Here is a 17048-nt window from a genome sequence, read left to right as displayed (position 1 = left end):
AGGTTCGCCGGTCGGCCTTCGGGCCCGCCGGACGGATGAGTGTTCGCGCCTGTTTTGATTTTCCAGCCTTGTCTAATCCGGTCGCTGCGTTCTGCGCGGCGAGGGCTGGTGCGTGTTCGCGGCGGGTCAGGGACGACTCCCGCGACCTTGGGGACATCAACGCCGAAGGCCCTGGGCAGCCCCGATCTGCCACGGCCTGGTCCAGACAGGAGGTCACCGGATCAATTCGGCCCAACTTCATTGGTATGGGGAGCTCGAATGGAACGTCAAACGTATAAGCGTCTGCTGGCTGTTTCCTTGCTGTTTGCCCTGTCTGCCTCCGCGTCCGCCGCGGAGTTCGGCACGTCGCCGCCACCTTCGGCGAATTTCGACGTGAGTCCGCTGCAGAGCGATCAGACTTACAGCGGCTTCATCATCACGTACAAGAACGGCAGCTCCGAGCGCGGCAATGCCGCCGCGGCGGTGCAGAACATCGGCGTGGCGGCATCACGCGCAAAGCTGACGGCCGGCACGGCGGCGTCGCCGCGCGCGCTCAACGTGCGCTACGCCCGTAAACTGGCCACCGGCGCCGACCTGGTGCACACCGATCGCGCGCTGTCGTCCACCGAAGCGGCAACGCTGATCCAGCAGATCGCGGCCGATCCTGCCGTGGCCTACGTGGAGCCGGAATACATGCTCAAGCGCGTGGACGATATCCGTCCTGCCGCCGCCGCGACGTTCACCACGCCGAACGACACCTACTACGGCGGCTACCAGTGGGACTACCTCACGCCCAGCGGCGCGAGCTTCTTCGACAACTCGCTCAACGCCAACGTCGCCAACTGGGGCGCGGCCAATATCCAGCAGGCTTGGAGCCTCGCCGATGGCGCTGGCGTCACCATTGCGAGCCTGGATACTGGCGTGACCAGCCATCCGGATCTGAACCTTGCGCTGGCCAATGCCGGCTATGACTTCATCACCAGCGCTTCGGTGTCGGGGCGTTCGACCAACGGGCGTGTCTCCGGTGGCTGGGATACCGGTGACTGGGTGACGGCCGGCCAGTGCGGTACGGGGCAGGCGGCGGAGAACAGCAGCTGGCACGGCACGCATGTGTTCGGCACCGCTGGCGGAGAGATCACCAACAACAGCGTTGGCATGGCCGGCACGGCGTACAACGCGCAGGTGCTGCCGGTGCGCGTGCTCGGCCACTGCGGTGGCTCCAATGCCGACATCGCGGATGCCATCACCTGGTCGTCGGGCGGCAGCGTGTCGGGCGTGCCCGCCAATGCCAACCCCGCCAAGGTGCTCAGCCTCAGCCTGGGTGGCTCGGGCACGTGCCCGTCCAGCAGCGTGTTGGGGCAGGCGATCACCGGTGCCATCGGTCGCGGCGCCACCGTGGTGGTGGCCGCGGGCAACAGCAATGCCAATGCGGCGAACTTCTCGCCAGCCAGTTGCTCGGGTGCGGTGGTGGTGGCGGCGACTGGCGTCACGAGTACGCGCGCCTACTACTCCAACTACGGCGCCATCGTCACCATCGCCGCGCCTGGCGGTGGCGTGTACCAGGGGGACGCCTCCACCGGCACGCAGACCACCACCGGCTTCATCTGGTCGACCATCAACGCCGGCACCACCACGCCGACCACGGCGACCTACGGCGGCATGGCGGGCACTTCGCAGGCCACGCCGCATGTGGCGGGCATCGTGGCATTGATGCAGAGCTACCGCCTGTCGCTCGGCAAGGCCTTGCTGACGCCCGCACAGGTCACCTCGCTGTTGAAGTCCACAGCCACCACGCCGCACGTGAAGCCCGGCAATACCAAGCCGATCGGCGCCGGCATCGTCAACGCCTATGCCGCCGTGCAGGCGGCGGGTACCCAGCCCTGACGAAAGCGGGGCCGGTGCGTTTGCGCCGGCCCCGCGTTTTCGCGCCGCCGCCGGAACACTTGAAGGCACGCGCGGCACGCCTCTAACATCCCGACCAGCCAGCGGTGTCCGCCACCCGCCTTGGGGAAGGCGGGCGGGCACCAACACGCACAGGTGCGCCAGGGAGGGATCATGCTGAGCAGGGAACAGGCCGACACCATTGCCGACGCCGTGATGGCGAACGGCAAGGAGCGTCAACGCGAACGCGCGCAGCGGCGCGAGGTCGAGCGTCAACAGGAGCGAATGAGGAGACGCTGGGCGGTCGCCATTCTCCTGATCATGCTGGTGGGTGCCTTCGTCGCGCGCCTGATGGGTCAGCACCTGTTGCCGGGCATCGTCACCGGCGGCATCGTCGGGCAGCTTGCGGCGCTGTCGCGCAACGCCTGGCGCGCCAGTCTCGACGACGATCGTTGAGGTTTTGAATGGCATCGCACGTTCGCGCATAGGCCACCCGTCATGGGTGAAGCACCTTCGCTTTCTGCGCTAAGGTGCCGTGGGGAGGATGTTGCATGACCGTGGCGCAATGCGCAGTGTCGGGCTGTCCGCCCGTTGCCTTTCGTCACCGCCCACGGAGTGATCCCATGCGTCTGTTGCCCCTGTTCACCGCCATTGTCCTTGGCCTCGGCTCGACGGCTGTCGCCGTGGCCGACGATGCGCCCGCGTCCACGCCCGCATCCACGCGCCTGGCCGTGCGCGCCGCCCACCTGGTCGACGTGAAGGCCGGCACCGTGCGCGACAACCCGCTGGTGATCATCGAAGGCGACCACATCACCGACGTGCGCTACGACGGGCAGGTGCCGGCCGGCGTCAACGTGATCGACCTGGGCAGCGCGACGCTGCTGCCCGGCTTGATCGACTGCCACGTGCACCTTACCGGCGACCCGAATGAGGTGAAGGGCGACTACTACGAGGCCATGCTCAAGCGCACCTCGCTCGATGCGGCCATTCTCTCGCCCACCTATGCCAAGCGCACGCTGGATGCGGGCTTCACCACCGTGCGCAACGTCGGTGCCGACGACTATGTCGACGTCGCGTTGCGCGACGCGATCAACCGTGGCGACATCGCGGGTCCGCGCATGCTGGTGTCCGGGCCGGCGCTGGGCGCGACGGGCGGCCACGCCGACGGCACCACCGGGTTCTCGCCGTGGATCGAGTTCCATGACGTCAATGGCGTGGCCGACGGCGTCGACGCGATTCGCCATCGCGTGCGCGAGAACGTCAAGCACGGTGCCGATGTCATCAAGTTCATGGCGAGCGCGGGCGTGCTGAGCGCGGAGGCCTCGGTCGGCGCACCGCAGTATTCGCAGGAAGAAATGAACGCCGTCGTCGACGAGGCGCATCGCTGGGGCAAGAAGGTGGCCGCGCACGCGCACGGCGCCGAAGCCATCAAGATGGCCATTCGCGCGGGCGTCGACTCGGTGGAGCACAGCAGCCTGATCGACGAGGAAGGCCTGAAGCTCGCCAAGCAGCACGGCACGTATCTCGACTTCGACGTCTACAACGACGACTACATCCTCAGCGAGTACGCCAAGAAGGGATTTCCGGCCAGCACCATCGACAAGGAGAAGCTGGTGGGCCGCCTGCAGCGCGAGAACTTCCAGCGCGCGGTAAAGGCCGGCGAAAAGATGAGCTTCGGCACCGATGCCGGCGTATATCCGCACGGCTGGAACGCCAAGCAGTTCGCCGTGATGACCAAGTGGGGCATGACGCCGATGCAGGCCATCCAGGCCGCCACGGTGAATGCCGCCGACCTGCTCGGCATGACGGGCACGGTCGGCCAGTTGGCGCCGGGCTACTACGCCGACCTCGTCGCGGTGAACGGTGATCCGATCAAGGATGTGTCGCAGCTTGAGCACGTCGCCTTCGTGATGAAGGCTGGCGATGTGGACAGGAACGACATCAAGCGCTGATGTCACAGGCCAGTGGCGACGACGGGTGCGTTCACCGCGTCAGCTGAGCGCCTGCTTCTGACCTTGCGTCGGCGCTGGTTTTCCTCACCGTCATTCCGGCCTGCGCCGGAATGACGGTGAGGGACGGGTGTTGGGCGATTTTTCATGAAATCACCTTAGATGATGCTAGTTGCTCGCCAGTCTTGCGGCGGCGACGATCAGCATGCCGCCGGATACGCCTTCCACGCACCGCCGGCGGCGATCACTCGGGCCGCCGGCACGGCCAGTGCGGGCGAGTGCCATGCTGAGCACGCTGTATACCAGCGCGCACAACGCGATGAAGATGGCCGAGAGCAACATCGCCTGCAGCGCGACGGCGTGCCCGGCATGCATGAACTGCGGCAGGATCGCAAAGTAGATCATCATGCCCTTGGGATTGAGCGCCGCTGTGAAAAAGCCGCGGCGCAGCGGCGATGTGGTCTGCGTCGTGGGCCATGCGACACGCCGGGGCTGGAGCGCCGAACGCAGCAGTTTCGCGGCGAGCCAGATCAGGTACAGCACGCCCATCCAGCGGAATGCATGGAACAGCACGGGCGAGGTCGCGATCACCGCCGCAAGGCCGAGCGCCACCAGCAACGAATGCAGCACGTAGCCGAGGCAGACGCCCGCCGTAGCCTGCAGCCCAGCATGGGCGTTGCCCGTCACGGCCTGCGAGGCGATGAAAAGCATGTCCGGCCCCGGCACGCAGATCAGCGGCAGAACCGTGGCGGCAAACAGCAGCAGGGTGTGGATATCCATGGCGACAGGCTACGCCAGGGTTCCTGGCATAGGGTGCCAGGTATGGCCGATCTGGAACGGATATTGGCATATCATGCCAAGGGTCAAGTCATGAGTGATGCATCATGCCAATCCGGCTGGACGACACCGACAAGCGCATCCTGCACGCCCTGCAGGAGAACGCGCGGCTGCCCAACACCGACCTTGCCCGCGAAGTGGGCCTGTCGCCCTCGCCCTGCCTGCGCCGGGTGAAGCTGCTGGAAGAGGCCGGCGTGATCGACCGCTACGTCGCCGTGCTCGACCCGGCCAAGGTCGGTGCAGGCCTTACCCTGTTCACCCGCGTGTGGCTTACCGCGCAGGACGCCGACACCATCGACCAGTTCATCCGCGCCATGCAGCGGCTGCCGCAGGTGATGGAGTGCTACATCATGCTTGGCGATTGCGACGCGTTGTTGCGCGTGGCCGTGGCGGACCTGGACGACTATCGCCATTTCCAGTCCACCCATCTCACCCGCGCCAACGGCATCCAGAACGTCAAGACCGACATGCCCAGTCAGGTGGTCAAGCGCACGTATGCGCTGCCCTTGGAGTGACAGAGAGGGGAGTGCCAGATCCACATGCGAAGACCGTTGGCCTCCCTCTCCGTCATTCCGGCCCTTGCGCCCTTTTCGGGGTGCGCTGGAATGACGGTCTTGAAACACTGGGTGGGGCCAGCCGCGCTAACCTCATTCGTCTTCAGCCCACATTGCGAGGCATCCCATGGAAAGCCGTCCCCCGGTTCCTCCCTTCACCGCCGAGACGGCCGCGCAGAAAGTGCGGCTCGCCGAGGATGGGTGGAACAGCCGCGATCCCTCCCGCGTGGTGCTGGCGTATTCACCCGATACCTACTGGCGCAACCGCGCGGAGTTCATCCACGGACGTGAGGAGGCGCAGGCCTTCCTCACGCGCAAATGGAACCGCGAGCTTGATTACCGCCTCATCAAGGAGCTGTGGACCTTCGCGGGCAACCGCATCGCCGTGCGCTTCGCCTACGAATGGCACGACGACTCGGGCCAGTGGTACCGCAGCTACGGCAACGAGAACTGGCAGTTCGACGAGCATGGCCTGATGACGCATCGCCACGCGTCGATCAACGACCTGCGCATCGCCGAGTCGGAACGCCGATACCACTGGCCGCTCGGGCGCCGCCCGGACGATCATCCGGGCTTGAGCGAGCTGGGCTTTTGACGTCAGCGGGACGTGGCAGCCGCCACCATGCCCTGGATATCGACACCAAGGAAACCACGCATGAGCAAACAAGAATCAGGCATCAACCTTGACGCCGAACCGAGCGGCAACGGCTGCGTGGAATGCCTGGCGTCGGGCGGATGGTGGTTCCACCTGCGCCGCTGCGCCGAGTGCGGCCACATCGGTTGCTGCGACAGCTCGCCGAGCCAGCACGCAACCAAGCACTTCCACGAAACCGGCCACCCGGTGGTGGCCAACTTCGAGCCGGACGAGCGCTGGTTCTTCGATTACCGCACGGGGCAGGCCTACTACGGTCCGGCGTTGCGCCCACCGCTGTTCCATCCGCTGGACCAGCCGACACCGGGGCCGAAAGGCAAGGTGCCGAAGAACTGGGAGGATTTGTTGAACTGATGCTTTGGGGCCTATTCGCGATCTTGGTGCCTGTTCAAAATCTTGCTCCAGCACCCAGCCCCCTCACCGTCATTCCCGCGAAAGCGGGAATCCAGCGCCTTTTCCCGTTTCGCGTAGAGCTGAAAGGCACTGGATTCCCGCTTTCGCGGGAATGACGGTGAGGGAACCTGGGGCTTGAAGGAGGTCGCGAACAAGACCTCAGCAGGATTCACACGCCGTCATGGCATCCACGCGCCGGTCCATCGCCATCGACACGAACCACAGCAACAAGCCACCCAGCGCGAGGCCGCTACCCACCCAGCCGGGCGAGGTCCAGCCGTAACCGTGCGCAATGGCAAGGCCGCCGAGGAAGGGGCCAAGTGCGTTGGCAGCATTGAAGGCGGAGTGGTTGAGCGAGGCGGCGAGGCCTTGCGCGTCGCCCGCCACGTCCATCAGCCGCGTCTGCAACACGGTGCCAAGCGCGCCGCCCATGCCGATCAGGAACACGGTGGCGCCCAGCGTCCATACGTGGCCGGCGGTGAACGGGAAGATGGCGAGGATCACCATGCTCCACGTCAGCAGGGCACCTGCTGTGCGCATCAGCGCACGATCGGCGAAATGGGGCACGACCAGGTTGCCCAGCGTCATGCCCACGCCGAACACGCCCATCACCCACGGCACCGCGTCCAGCGACAGTTGCGTCACCTTGAGCAGGATGTCGGCGAGATAGGTGTAGACCGCGAACAGGCCGCCGAAACCGATGGCGCCGATGCCCAGCGTCATCCACACCTGCGGGCGCTTCAGCGCGCCGAGCTCGCGCAGCGGGCTCGCGTTGCGGTCGGCGGGCGTGTCCGGCGCGAACGCATACACCGCGCTCATCGTCGCCACGCCCAGCAGGGCCACCAGCGCGAAGCTCCAGCGCCAGCCCACGGACTGCCCCAGCCAGCTCGCCAGCGGCACACCGACGATGGTGGCGCAGGTCAGGCCCAGGAACATCTGTCCCACCGCGCGCGTGCGGCGGTTGGCAGGCACCAGCGAACTGGCCACCAGCGCGCCGACGCCGAAGTACGCGCCATGCGGCAGGCCGCTCAGGAAGCGGAACACCAGCATCCAGTGATAGCTGGGCGAGAGCCCGGTGAGTCCGTTGAACACGGTGAACATCGCCATCAGCATCAGCAGCAAGGCGCGACGTGGCATGCGTGCGCCAAGCACGGTGATTACCGGCGCACCCACCACCACGCCCAGCGCATACGCACTGATCGCATGGCCTGCCGTGGGCGCATCGATGCCCAGGCCCTGCGCAAACAGCGGCAGCATGCTCATGGTGGCGAATTCCGTGGTGCCGATGGCAAAGCCACCCACGGCAAGGGCAAGGATGACCAGCCCTACATGGGGAACACGAACGGGCGGCGTGCCCGGATCAAGTGCGGGTGCGGATGCAGACATGGGGAATGCTCGGGCCTTGGGGAGAGGCGCAGTGGTGCGGTGCAGCATGCGAAGCATAGCGCCTGGGGCGCATGGAGGCCAGCCGCGCGTCCATTGCGGCGCCGGCCAGGGAATCGCAGAACCGCGCAAGTCGCATGCCCCTAGGGGCGCGCACGCTGCATCGTCCGCGTGCGCGCCGCGCCTCGCGTTCCCTATCGGGCTGGCTGCCGCGCCATCACCACACGAAGGGCAGGAAACGCTTCACCTTCAGGACGTACTGCGGGTAGTCGGGGAACGCGCGGGTGAGCGCGTCTTCCTCAATGCGGATGCGATAGAGAAATGCCGGCAAGGTGAACACCGTGAGCAGCACGATCGCCAGTCCGTTGCCCAGCGCCATCCCCAGCCCGACGAATGACAGCCAGCCGCCGAAGTAGCCGGGGTGACGCACAAAGCGATACGGCCCCGCGATCACCAGCCGGTGATCGTTCTGCACCGCCACGTTGGCCGAGAAGAACTTCCGCAACGTCCACATGCCCGACCAGCGGACGCAGAAGCCCGCCACCATCACCAGCGTACCGATGAACTTGAACATCGGCGCGACGTCCAGCCTGCCGATGCCGAGAAAGTACAGGGCAATGGAAAGCCATGGCAAAAGCATGTTGCTGGTCGCCAGCACGGCGAGCGAGCGGTGGTCCACGTTCGCGCCGCTCCGGTCGCGCGCCGTGCGGAGTATCAGACCCTCGGAAAAGAACCAGGCGGCGAAGAGCACGATCGCAACGGTCTCAATCTTCATGGCATCCCCTGCGGTACGAGTGACGGGCGCCGCCGATGTTACGCCTGACGTCGTTGCGCGGGTGGAGGCACCTTCATGGGCCGGGGCGGGCTGCCGCCGGGGGCATGGCGCAGGGCGTTGCGTTGCCGGGCCCGCCATATATGCTGCCGTCATGGCAAACAGGGGAGGACAGGGATGCTGCGCTTTTGCTGTCTTGGATTGGGCCTGCTGCTGGCGGGCCAGGCGTGGGGTGAAGGCTGCCATTTGAAGAGCTACGGCACCTTGCCGGTGGAAATGGTCGGCAACCAGGCCACCACCATGGTGAAGATCAACGGAACCAGCACACGCTTCGTCATCGATACCGGTGCGTTCTTCAACATCATGTCGGGTGCCAACGCATCATCGCTTGGACTCAAGCTGGAAGCGGCGCCCTTCGGCTACCGCATCAGCGGCGTCGGTGGCTCCGCGAACATCCAGCAAGCGCACGTCAAGGAATTGGGCATACTCGACACCACGTTGAAGAACGTGGACTTCATCGTGGGCGGCACGGATATCGGCACCGGTCTGCTCGGTGCCAACCTGCTCGATATCGCCGACCTGGAGCTCGATCTTGCCCACGGCAAGATCACGCTGTTCAAGGCGGAGCATTGCGACAAGACGATGCTGGCGTATTGGGTGCAGGACGGCAAATACAACGACGCCGAGATCGAACCGTCCGCCAACCGGTATGACCGGCGCACCTTCCTCACCGTCACCATCAACGGCAAGAAGGTGAAGGCCGTGCTCGACTCTGGCGCGGCCGCCACCGTGTTGAGCCGCAACGCCGCCGAGCGCGCCGGCATCGACCTCAAGGATGCCAGGGCCGGCAGCACCAGCATTGGCGTCGGTGCCAAGCCGGTGAAGACATGGACGGCCAAGGTGGATTCCTTCTCCGTGGGTTCGGAAACCATCCAGCACAGCCAGATGATGGTCCTTGACGATCGCATTGGCGACGACGTGGACTTGCTGCTCGGCGTGGACTTCATCCTCGCCCACCGCATGTTCATCGCCAACAGCACGAAGCGGGTGTTCTTCACCTATAACGGCGGCCGCGTGTTCACCTATGCGGATGCGCCCGCCGATGGCGCCAAGCCCGATGGAGACCATGCCACGGGTGGCAGTGGCACCGCGTCGAAAACCGCCGGTGATTACGCGTTGTCCGGCCAGGCCCACCTGTCACGCGGTGAGCCGAACGCGGCCGTGGCCGACCTGGACGAAGCCATCCGCCTGGCGCCGGATCAGGCTGCTTACTATGTGTCCCGTGCCGCGGCGCATGAGGCCAACAAACAGCCCGACGCCGCGCTCGCGGACGCCGACAAGGCCCTGGGCCTGGACCCGAAGGATTTCGATGCGTTGCTGCTGCGCGCGCGGCTCCGCTACCTGCGGAAAGACCATGATGGTGCCGCCGCCGACGTGGCCGCAGCCAGCGCGCTGGCGCCTGCCGGTTCCGCGCACGCGCGCTCGATTGCGGGCTTCTACATCCAGCTCGACCAACCCGCCGCGGCGTTGCCCCTGCTCGACGACTGGATCCGGTTGCACGGCAGCGACGCCATGCTCGGCGCCGTGCTCAACGAACGCTGCTGGGCGCGCGGCCTGAGCAACCAGATGCTCGACGACGGCCTGAAGGATTGTCGCAAGGCGATCAAGCGCGATGGCGCGAACGCGGCCTATCTCGACAGTCTTGGCCTGATCCAGTTGCGCCTGGGCAACTACGCCGATTCGATCAAGGCGTACGAACAGGCCGTGGCGGAACGGCCACATGCCGCGTGGTCGCGCTATGGCCTTGGCCTGGCGAAGATCCGCGCCGGACAAGCCGATGCGGGTCAGGCCGATCTGGCCGCCGCGCGCGGGATGGATCCGGAGATTGAAGCACACGCCACCAAGTTTGGACTGGCGGTCGCGTCGCACTAAGAGCCTGTTCAAAGTCTCGCGGTAACACCTCGCTACCCCTCACCGTCATTCCCGCGAACCCCGAAAAGGGGGCAAGAGCGGGAATCCAGTGACTTTAAGCGCCATCGAAAGCGGAAAAACTCTGGATTCCCGCTTTCGCGGGAATGACGGTGAGGAAATTTTGCGTCTGAAGGAGGTTGTGAACAGGCTCCAAGGCAGGCGCACGCGAGCGCGTTACGCTGCCGCCTGCGCGCCCTGCAACGGCGCCACGCCTTGCCTGTGCCGCACCCAACCGGGCGAGACGAAGCAACCGCGCTTCAGCGCGATGGCCAGAAGTGCCAGTGACAACAGCATGCACGTCAGCATGGCGATCACCGAAGCTTCCACACCAAAGGCACCGCCGGTGAGCCAGTCCGGCCCGGTGCGTGTGGATACCAGCCAGCCGTCCGCCGCCGTGCCCGACACCGGAATGCCGTAGACCGTGCCCTGGCAGAAATTCCATGCGGCGTGCAGGCCCATGCACAGGGGCAAGGAGCGCGTCACCATGTAGAGCAGGCCAAACAGCACGCCCGCCTCGATGGTGATGGCCGCCGAACTCCACAGCGTGGCCTCTGGATTGCTGATGTGCGCCAGGCCAAAGAACAGCGCCGAAACCACGATGGCCGCCCAGCTGCCGAAGCCTTCTTCCACGATGCGGAAAAGGGCGCCGCGGAACATGATCTCTTCGCCGATACCCGCGCCCAGGCCCACCATCAGCAGCGCTGTCACCCAATTGGCGTGCGGATTGAATCCGACGACATGGTAGCTGCCGAGCAGCCACAGCACGCCGACCACCGCACTGAACAACAGGGTGCCCGTCACCAGCCCGGCCAGTGCGCGTGAAACCATGTCGCGCGACAGCAGCTCGGCGGGCACGCGACGTTCAACCAGCCGGGTCAACACCAGATACGCCACCAGTGCCGGCACGATGCGCCCGAAGAACTGGCCAAGGCCCGCCTGCAGCGGGCTTGCATCATGCGTCCATCCCAGTGCGTGCATGGCCTTCGTAATCACCATGACACCGGGCACGAACACGGCGATGAATATCGCCAGCCGCGCGGGCGACGAATACAGCAACCAGCGCTGCCAGGGCTTTGCCCCGGCAGGCGCGGTAAAGGCAACCTGCTGGCCCGAGATAAGCATCTTTGATCCCCCTGTCAAAGTGACGTCAGTCTGGCGCTTGCCGACGATCCGTACACAGTGACGTTGGTCATTCCCTGCCGGAGGTCATTGCACTGGCTTGCGGTGGCCTGTCGCGCTTCGTCCGGATGCGTGCGACGCATTGGCCCCGTCATGGGTATCGTGGAAACTATGTCGGCACGCTCTTCAGGAACGCGGCGAACGGTAGATTCTTGGCGCGACACGGCAAGGCTCAGGGGGCGGCATGACTGACGAAGAATTCGACGTTTTCCTCGCGAAGGCCAACGACGAACTGCGGGCGAAACAGGCGCAGTTGAGCCATGCCTATGACCTGGGGGAGATGAAACGCTGGTGGTTCGAGCAGGAAGGCGCCAGGCTGCAGTTCTTCGATCGCGATGACAAGCTGGCGGTCGAAGCCGAAGTCATCGGCATCGGAAGTTTTTCCCCGAAGTCCAGCAGTTGGAAATGGGCATGGAGCAACCCGACCTTCATCGCCCCGCTGCGTGAAAAGGCGCTGCCGTTGAAGCAGCTGCAGGCCGTCACCGGGTTCGATCTGTTCGGCAAGGAAAGCGCCTTCTCCATCGGTGGCGAGGCGATGGCGTGGGATCTGGCCGCCATGGCGGTGCAGCAGCTCAAGGCGCTGGGTTGCTACCGGGCACCGGCGTCGTCGCCGGATGGCCCGCATACCTATCTGGCGATCACCGGCATCAGGCCTCTCACGCCCCCTCATTGACGCCATCCCGTTCCGGCGCGAACGCCCACGCCGACCTCATTCACGCAACCATCCATCATGGGGGAAACACCACATGCAGACACGCATCCAGGGCACGGTCATGCCCGTGCTGGAAGTACAGCTTGATCCTGACGACGGCGTCTTCGCGGAAAGCGGGGAGCTTTCATGGATGACCGCATCGATCCAGATGACCACGCACACCCAGATGGGCGGCGGTGGCGGCTTGCTGGGCGTGTTCAAGCGCGTGGTCAGCGGCGGCAGCCTGTTCATGACCGAGTACCGCGCCGTGCGCACTCCGGGCGTGGTCGCGTTTGCCACCAAGGTGCCGGGCCACATCGTGCCGGTGTCGGTGAGCCCGGGTAACGAATACCTGGTGCATCGCCACGGTTTTCTCTGCGCCACGCCGCAGGTCACCATCGGCGTGGGCTTCCAGCAGTCGCTTGGCGCCGGCATCTTCGGCGGCAACGGTTTCATCCTGCAGAAGCTGGGCGGCACGGGCACGGCCTGGCTGGAACTTTCCGGCGAACTTATCCGCAAGGATCTGGCGCCGGGTGAAACCCTGCGGGTTCATCCGGGGCACGTTGGTGCCTTCCAGTCGTCGGTCAGCTTTCAGATCACCACGGTTCCCGGCATCAAGAACGCGATCTTCGGCGGCGACGGCATCTTCCTCGCCTCGCTGACCGGCCCGGGCACCGTCTGGTTGCAAACCCTGCCCATCTCGCGGCTGGCACACCAGATTGCCGAATACCTGCCCAGCAACGAGAGTGGCGGCGGGCGGGCCACCGTGGGTGGCGCGCTCATCGGCGGCATCGTCGGCTCGCTGTTGAATGGCGACGACAACTGATTCGCCGCGTACGTGAAGGGGCGAGGCGATATCCGCCTTCGCCCCGTGGATAATCGATGGAATCAAACATCGCCCGCCGTGATGCCCGCCTGCCGTGGAGCAAGCACTCGCGCAGGCAGGTTCACGCCGGGAGGCATGCATGAAAACAAGCGCACAGCCGCAGGCCACGCCTCGCGCCGGTTGCCCGGAGCGGATGACCCGGTGAAGCCCGAAGACCTGCAGCGACTGGTCACCGTGACCATGCCCTACGGCAAGTACCAGGGCCGACTCATCGCCGATCTGCCCGGTGCTTATCTCGCGTGGTATGCACGCAAAGGCTTCCCCAAAGGCGACCTTGGAAACCTGCTCGCATTGGCGCTGGAAATCGACCACAACGGCTTGAAGCCGCTGCTCGATCCCCTGAGAAAGCGGCGCTAGGCATACGGATGCGGGACATGTCTGCGATCACGCAGGCGGGACGCCCGGCGGAATGATCACAGCTAAAGGAATGGAATATGGACAACACGGGCCCCACCTTCTGCGCTATTTATCGTTGGCGCCTCCATCCAGGCTCTGAAGAGGCCTTTGTCCGCGCCTGGTCGCGGGTCACCCAGTTGCTCCTGACCGAACGGGGCTCGCTGGGCTCGCGCCTGCATCGCGGCCCCGACGGCCTCTGGTACAGCTATACGCAGTGGCCGTCGGCAGCCGCCAAGGCGGAAGGGCTCTCGCGCCCCTCGGTCGATCCAGAAGCCTGGCAGGAACTGCGTGGCGCCATCGCCGAGAGCTTGCCGGAGTTGATCCTCGAGCCCGTGGCCGACTTCCTGGCGCCGCTTCCGCGCCATGATCTTCCCCGGACATCGGCGGACGAGCGACTGCCCGTGACATGACGGTGGCTGGGTGCTGCGGCGCCATCGGAAAGCAGTGACAAGCGTTGGCAAGGAAACACCGCATGACGAATGACAAGCACACCATCGTCCAGGGGCGCACGCCGGAATCCGCAAAGATGGTGGCCGGCGTCAGGCGCGCGGGATTGATCACGGCGGCACTCAATCGCCTGACGTTCAACGATGACGGGGAAATCCGTGCACTGTTTGGCGAGCTCATCGGCCAACCGGTCGACGAGAGCTTCATGCTGATTCCGCCGTTCTATACCGCGGGCGGTGAAGAGATTCGAGTCGGCCGTCGCGTGTTCATCAACCAGAACTGCACGTTCCACGATCTTGGCGGCCTGCATATCGGCGATGACGTGATGATCGGCCCCAACGTAAGCCTCATCACCACCAGTCATCCCCTCGACGCCGCGCAGCGTCGGTCCGTCACCATCGGAAAGCGCATCGTGATCGAACGAAACGTGTGGATCGCCACCGGTGCAACGGTCATCGGCGGGGTAACGGTGGGTGAGAACTCGGTCATTGCCGCCGGCTCCGTCGTGACCAGGGACGTGCCGCCGAACAGTCTTGTCGCCGGCAACCCGGCCCGGTTCATTCGCGCGATCGATGGTTGAGCATCTCGTTGCGTTAGCGGCTACCTTCCGATCACCGCGGTGAACCGGAGAGCACGTTCCTTCCACCGTGTCGCAGCAAAAAAAAGCCGGGGGCACTAGCCCCCGGCTTTGGATTCACCCGTGCAGCGTGTCGCTGCCTGAGGCGATCAGTTCGACTCGGTGAACTGGATATAAGGCGAGGTGCCGCCCGCCGTGCTGCACGCGCCAAGGTTCAGGTTGTTGGTCTCGCCGGTGGAGCCGGCGTTGGCCAGACAGCTCGGGGCATTCGTGCTGCCATCGTTCACCTGCAGGTTCACCGTGATCGACGAGCCGCTGTTGAAGGTGGCCGCCGAGCCGCCGCCGTTGCCGACGATGTTGAACTCGGACTGGTTCCACACATAGGCAGCATCCAGCGTGCTGTCCGGCTGGCTCACCGCATAGGCCTGGGTGCCATTGGTGAACGTCACCGTGTCGTTGCCGTTCTTGGTCACCGAGCCGGCCAGCTTCAGGTTGCCCAGCTGGCTGGCGGGCACCAGTACCGTGTTCACCGCATTGCTGTTCTTGTAGCAGCCGTTGTACGAGCTGGTCTTGTACGACGTCCAGCCGCCACTGCGCGGGCAGCGGGAGCGTGCCGGGATGAACATCCAGTCCTGCATGAACACCTGCGCCACGCCACCGACATAGCTCGAGGAATAGATGAACTGCTGCCACACCTGACAGCTCGAATAGCCATAGCTGGCGCAGGCAGGCGAGGAGTTGGCCAGGTTGGTGTTGAGCTGCAGCGTGTAGCTGTTGGCGGTGGTGCCATCGGTTTCGCTGGTCACGCCCGTCACCACCGGGAAGGTGCCCGTGGCCGAAGTGGTGATGCCAGAGGTGGCAGCGGCATAGTCATTGCCATTGCCCACGGTTTCCGCCGTGCTGAACTTCACGTGCGGTTCGGAACGATAGCTGGTCGCCTGACAGGCGGTCTTTTCCCAGATGACGCTGGGGAAGGCGGCGTGGAAACAGCCCTCCGTGGGCGGCGCCATCTGCCGCATGGTTTCGTGCCAGGTCTTGAGCGCCTGTGCCTGTGCTTCGGCGGCGATATCGGCCGTCGATGCCATGGCAGGCAGGAGTGAGGTGGCGCCGACAAGTCCGGCGACGGACACGATCTTGGCAATGCAACGAATGCCGAATGCGTTCTTGGACTGCATTACTTCCTCCCAGGAAATTCATTATTTGAAGGTCGCTGAGCAGGCGCCTTGCGGCGCGTGCTTGATCAGAAAGGCCAGGCAAAGCTGCGCCCTGGCATCTGCAGACAACGGCTCCGCCGCTGACCGGCAGCTGCCTACCTCGCAACCGCGATGGCCCTTGAGTCTCCCTTGAATTTTTCTCCCCATCCGCAGCCGGAAGACGTGCCAAGCTCACTCCCCCTGAGGAAGTCTCACGTCGGCGGATGCTTCGAGCGTATAGACAATGCGAGCAGGAAAAAAGGTCTCAGTTGAATCGTATGTTCGTGCGAAATACGTTGAAAAATACGATGGCAGGGCAGACCCGATAGCGCGGAAAAGGAGGGCCTTTTCGTTCTCGTGATTCCATGCGGACCAGGCGCACCGCGCCAAGGAGATCCACATGGGGACGAATCGAACGCCACGTGTGCTTAGGCGCTGGACTAGAGATGTGCCTGGCGACGACCTTCACGAACTCACCATTCTGAGCAGTGAGAACGTCTGTGTAGCGTCTGGCCGGTAGGCGCACAGCTCAGGTTCGGCCTGTTGTGCATGGGATGAGTTCGCGGGCGGAACTTTGAATGTACTCGCTGCCGAAAGATGGGGTAAGAAAGCCGTGGACGAGGCCCTTGCCTGCATTTCAGAGCAAAGGGCCGGCCAGGATTTCTAAGGTCCGCTTTTGACCCGAAGTGGACAGTTCAAGTCTGGGAAGCCATGGGCCCCGCGACCTGGGTTAGTCTTCGGATTTCGAATGCGTGATTGGGATGTCGAGCCATGAATCCACGATCCAGCGTTGACTGTGATACACCGGCTTACTTCCGCGAAGAAGTTGTTGTGGAGAGGCCCGTTGCTTCGGTTTGGAACCATTTGGTTAACCTTCGCAGCATGCGTGAATGGCTTGGTGGTGACGATTACTCCGTCGAGGTGGAAACGACATGGATGCCAGGAAGTGCGATTGTCATTCGCGGCGCGCACCACCTTCCGTTCGAGAACAGGGGCGTGGTCCTATCGTTCCTTCCGTGCGAAGAAGTGAGCTTCACGCATCTCAGTTCGTTATCTCGCCTGCCGGATCAGCCGTCTAGCTATACGACACTGCGCTTTGAAGTCCACGCCGATGGGCAGCGTACAGTCGTGAAGTTCGAGGCATCAGGATTTCCCACGATGTCCATCTACCGACATCTGCACTTCTATTGGGCTGGAACGCTTGATGCCTTCAGGCGATACATGGAGTTGCGATAAATCGTTAGATGGAAAATGTCCGCTTTCGACCCATAGCGGACATCAGGAAGGGGGCCGGGCATAGCTTCTCCC

The 17048-nt window shown here is 64.4% G+C and carries 18 protein-coding genes; 13 read left to right on the top strand and 5 right to left on the bottom strand.

From position 1 onward, the window contains the following. Positions 1–258: 258 nt before the first annotated feature. The 3 genes from HY57_RS01595 to HY57_RS01585 all read left to right on the top strand — a co-directional run bounded on the left by HY57_RS01595 (position 259) and on the right by HY57_RS01585 (position 3812). A complete protein-coding gene (locus HY57_RS01595; RefSeq protein ID WP_019466056.1) occupies positions 259–1863 on the top strand; it encodes a S8 family serine peptidase in 1605 nt (534 codons plus the stop codon). A 171-nt stretch (positions 1864–2034) separates the two neighbouring features. After that, complete coding sequence (locus tag HY57_RS01590; protein ID WP_019466057.1) at positions 2035–2316, top strand: hypothetical protein; 282 nt, start codon at positions 2035–2037, stop codon at positions 2314–2316. 167 nt (positions 2317–2483) lie between these two features. Continuing rightward, positions 2484–3812 carry a metal-dependent hydrolase family protein gene (locus HY57_RS01585; RefSeq protein WP_019466058.1) on the top strand — a complete coding sequence of 443 codons (1329 nt, stop codon included), beginning with the start codon at positions 2484–2486 and terminating at the stop codon, positions 3810–3812. 165 nt (positions 3813–3977) lie between these two features. Here HY57_RS01585 and HY57_RS01580 read toward each other — a convergent pair whose 3' ends face one another. After that, entirely contained in the window at positions 3978–4589 is a 612-nt protein-coding gene (locus tag HY57_RS01580; RefSeq protein ID WP_019466059.1) for a LysE family translocator, read from the bottom strand. A 104-nt stretch (positions 4590–4693) separates the two neighbouring features. On the opposite strand from HY57_RS01580, the gene HY57_RS01575 reads away from it, so the two are divergent. From HY57_RS01575 to HY57_RS01565, 3 genes are all read left to right on the top strand, one after another. Next, positions 4694–5161: an Lrp/AsnC family transcriptional regulator gene (locus HY57_RS01575; protein ID WP_019466060.1), complete on the top strand. Its 468-nt coding sequence runs from the start codon at positions 4694–4696 to the stop codon at positions 5159–5161. A gap of 166 nt (positions 5162–5327) precedes the next feature. Further along, a complete protein-coding gene (locus HY57_RS01570) occupies positions 5328–5795 on the top strand; it encodes a DUF1348 family protein (protein ID WP_019466061.1) in 468 nt (155 codons plus the stop codon). Positions 5796–5855: 60 nt separating this feature from the next. Next, entirely contained in the window at positions 5856–6206 is a 351-nt protein-coding gene (locus HY57_RS01565; protein ID WP_019466062.1) for a UBP-type zinc finger domain-containing protein, read from the top strand. A 198-nt stretch (positions 6207–6404) separates the two neighbouring features. On the opposite strand, the gene HY57_RS01560 is transcribed toward HY57_RS01565, so the two are convergent. Then, positions 6405–7631, bottom strand: coding sequence for an MFS transporter (locus HY57_RS01560; RefSeq protein ID WP_038579207.1), 1227 nt, complete (start codon positions 7629–7631; stop codon positions 6405–6407). A 214-nt stretch (positions 7632–7845) separates the two neighbouring features. Then, the gene (locus HY57_RS20705; protein WP_019466064.1) at positions 7846–8403 is read right to left on the bottom strand and encodes a methyltransferase family protein; all 558 of its coding nucleotides are present in this window, start codon (positions 8401–8403) and stop codon (positions 7846–7848) included. A gap of 174 nt (positions 8404–8577) precedes the next feature. Here HY57_RS20705 and HY57_RS01550 point away from each other — a divergent pair, with 174 nt between their 5' ends. After that, the gene (locus tag HY57_RS01550) at positions 8578–10332 is read left to right on the top strand and encodes an aspartyl protease family protein (protein WP_100218240.1); all 1755 of its coding nucleotides are present in this window, start codon (positions 8578–8580) and stop codon (positions 10330–10332) included. Between the two features lie 213 nt (positions 10333–10545). Here the strand turns inward: HY57_RS01550 and HY57_RS01545 are convergent, their stop codons facing one another. Then, positions 10546–11493, bottom strand: a complete 948-nt coding sequence (locus HY57_RS01545; RefSeq protein WP_019466066.1) for a CPBP family intramembrane glutamic endopeptidase — start codon at positions 11491–11493, stop codon at positions 10546–10548. A 241-nt stretch (positions 11494–11734) separates the two neighbouring features. Here HY57_RS01545 and HY57_RS01540 point away from each other — a divergent pair, with 241 nt between their 5' ends. From HY57_RS01540 to HY57_RS01520, 5 genes are all read left to right on the top strand, one after another. After that, positions 11735–12223, top strand: coding sequence for a DUF6882 domain-containing protein (locus HY57_RS01540; RefSeq protein WP_019466067.1), 489 nt, complete (start codon positions 11735–11737; stop codon positions 12221–12223). 73 nt (positions 12224–12296) lie between these two features. Further along, positions 12297–13067, top strand: coding sequence for a TIGR00266 family protein (locus tag HY57_RS01535; RefSeq protein ID WP_019466068.1), 771 nt, complete (start codon positions 12297–12299; stop codon positions 13065–13067). A 201-nt stretch (positions 13068–13268) separates the two neighbouring features. Further along, entirely contained in the window at positions 13269–13484 is a 216-nt protein-coding gene (locus tag HY57_RS01530) for a DUF3820 family protein (RefSeq protein WP_026034062.1), read from the top strand. Positions 13485–13561: 77 nt separating this feature from the next. Beyond that, entirely contained in the window at positions 13562–13933 is a 372-nt protein-coding gene (locus tag HY57_RS20700) for an antibiotic biosynthesis monooxygenase family protein (RefSeq protein ID WP_019466070.1), read from the top strand. A gap of 62 nt (positions 13934–13995) precedes the next feature. Beyond that, positions 13996–14550, top strand: coding sequence for a sugar O-acetyltransferase (locus tag HY57_RS01520; protein WP_019466071.1), 555 nt, complete (start codon positions 13996–13998; stop codon positions 14548–14550). A 146-nt stretch (positions 14551–14696) separates the two neighbouring features. On the opposite strand, the gene HY57_RS01515 is transcribed toward HY57_RS01520, so the two are convergent. Continuing rightward, complete coding sequence (locus tag HY57_RS01515) at positions 14697–15722, bottom strand: hypothetical protein (protein WP_019466072.1); 1026 nt, start codon at positions 15720–15722, stop codon at positions 14697–14699. 789 nt (positions 15723–16511) lie between these two features. Between HY57_RS01515 and HY57_RS20695 the strand changes: the two genes are divergently transcribed. Next, a complete protein-coding gene (locus tag HY57_RS20695) occupies positions 16512–16976 on the top strand; it encodes an SRPBCC family protein (RefSeq protein WP_081500687.1) in 465 nt (154 codons plus the stop codon). Positions 16977–17048: the final 72 nt, after the last annotated feature.

This window comes from Dyella japonica A8 (genome assembly GCF_000725385.1).
Taxonomy (GTDB): Bacteria; Pseudomonadota; Gammaproteobacteria; order Xanthomonadales; family Rhodanobacteraceae; genus Dyella; species Dyella japonica_C.
Note: the sequence above shows the minus strand (reverse complement) of the source record. Positions and strands in the feature narration are given on the sequence as shown.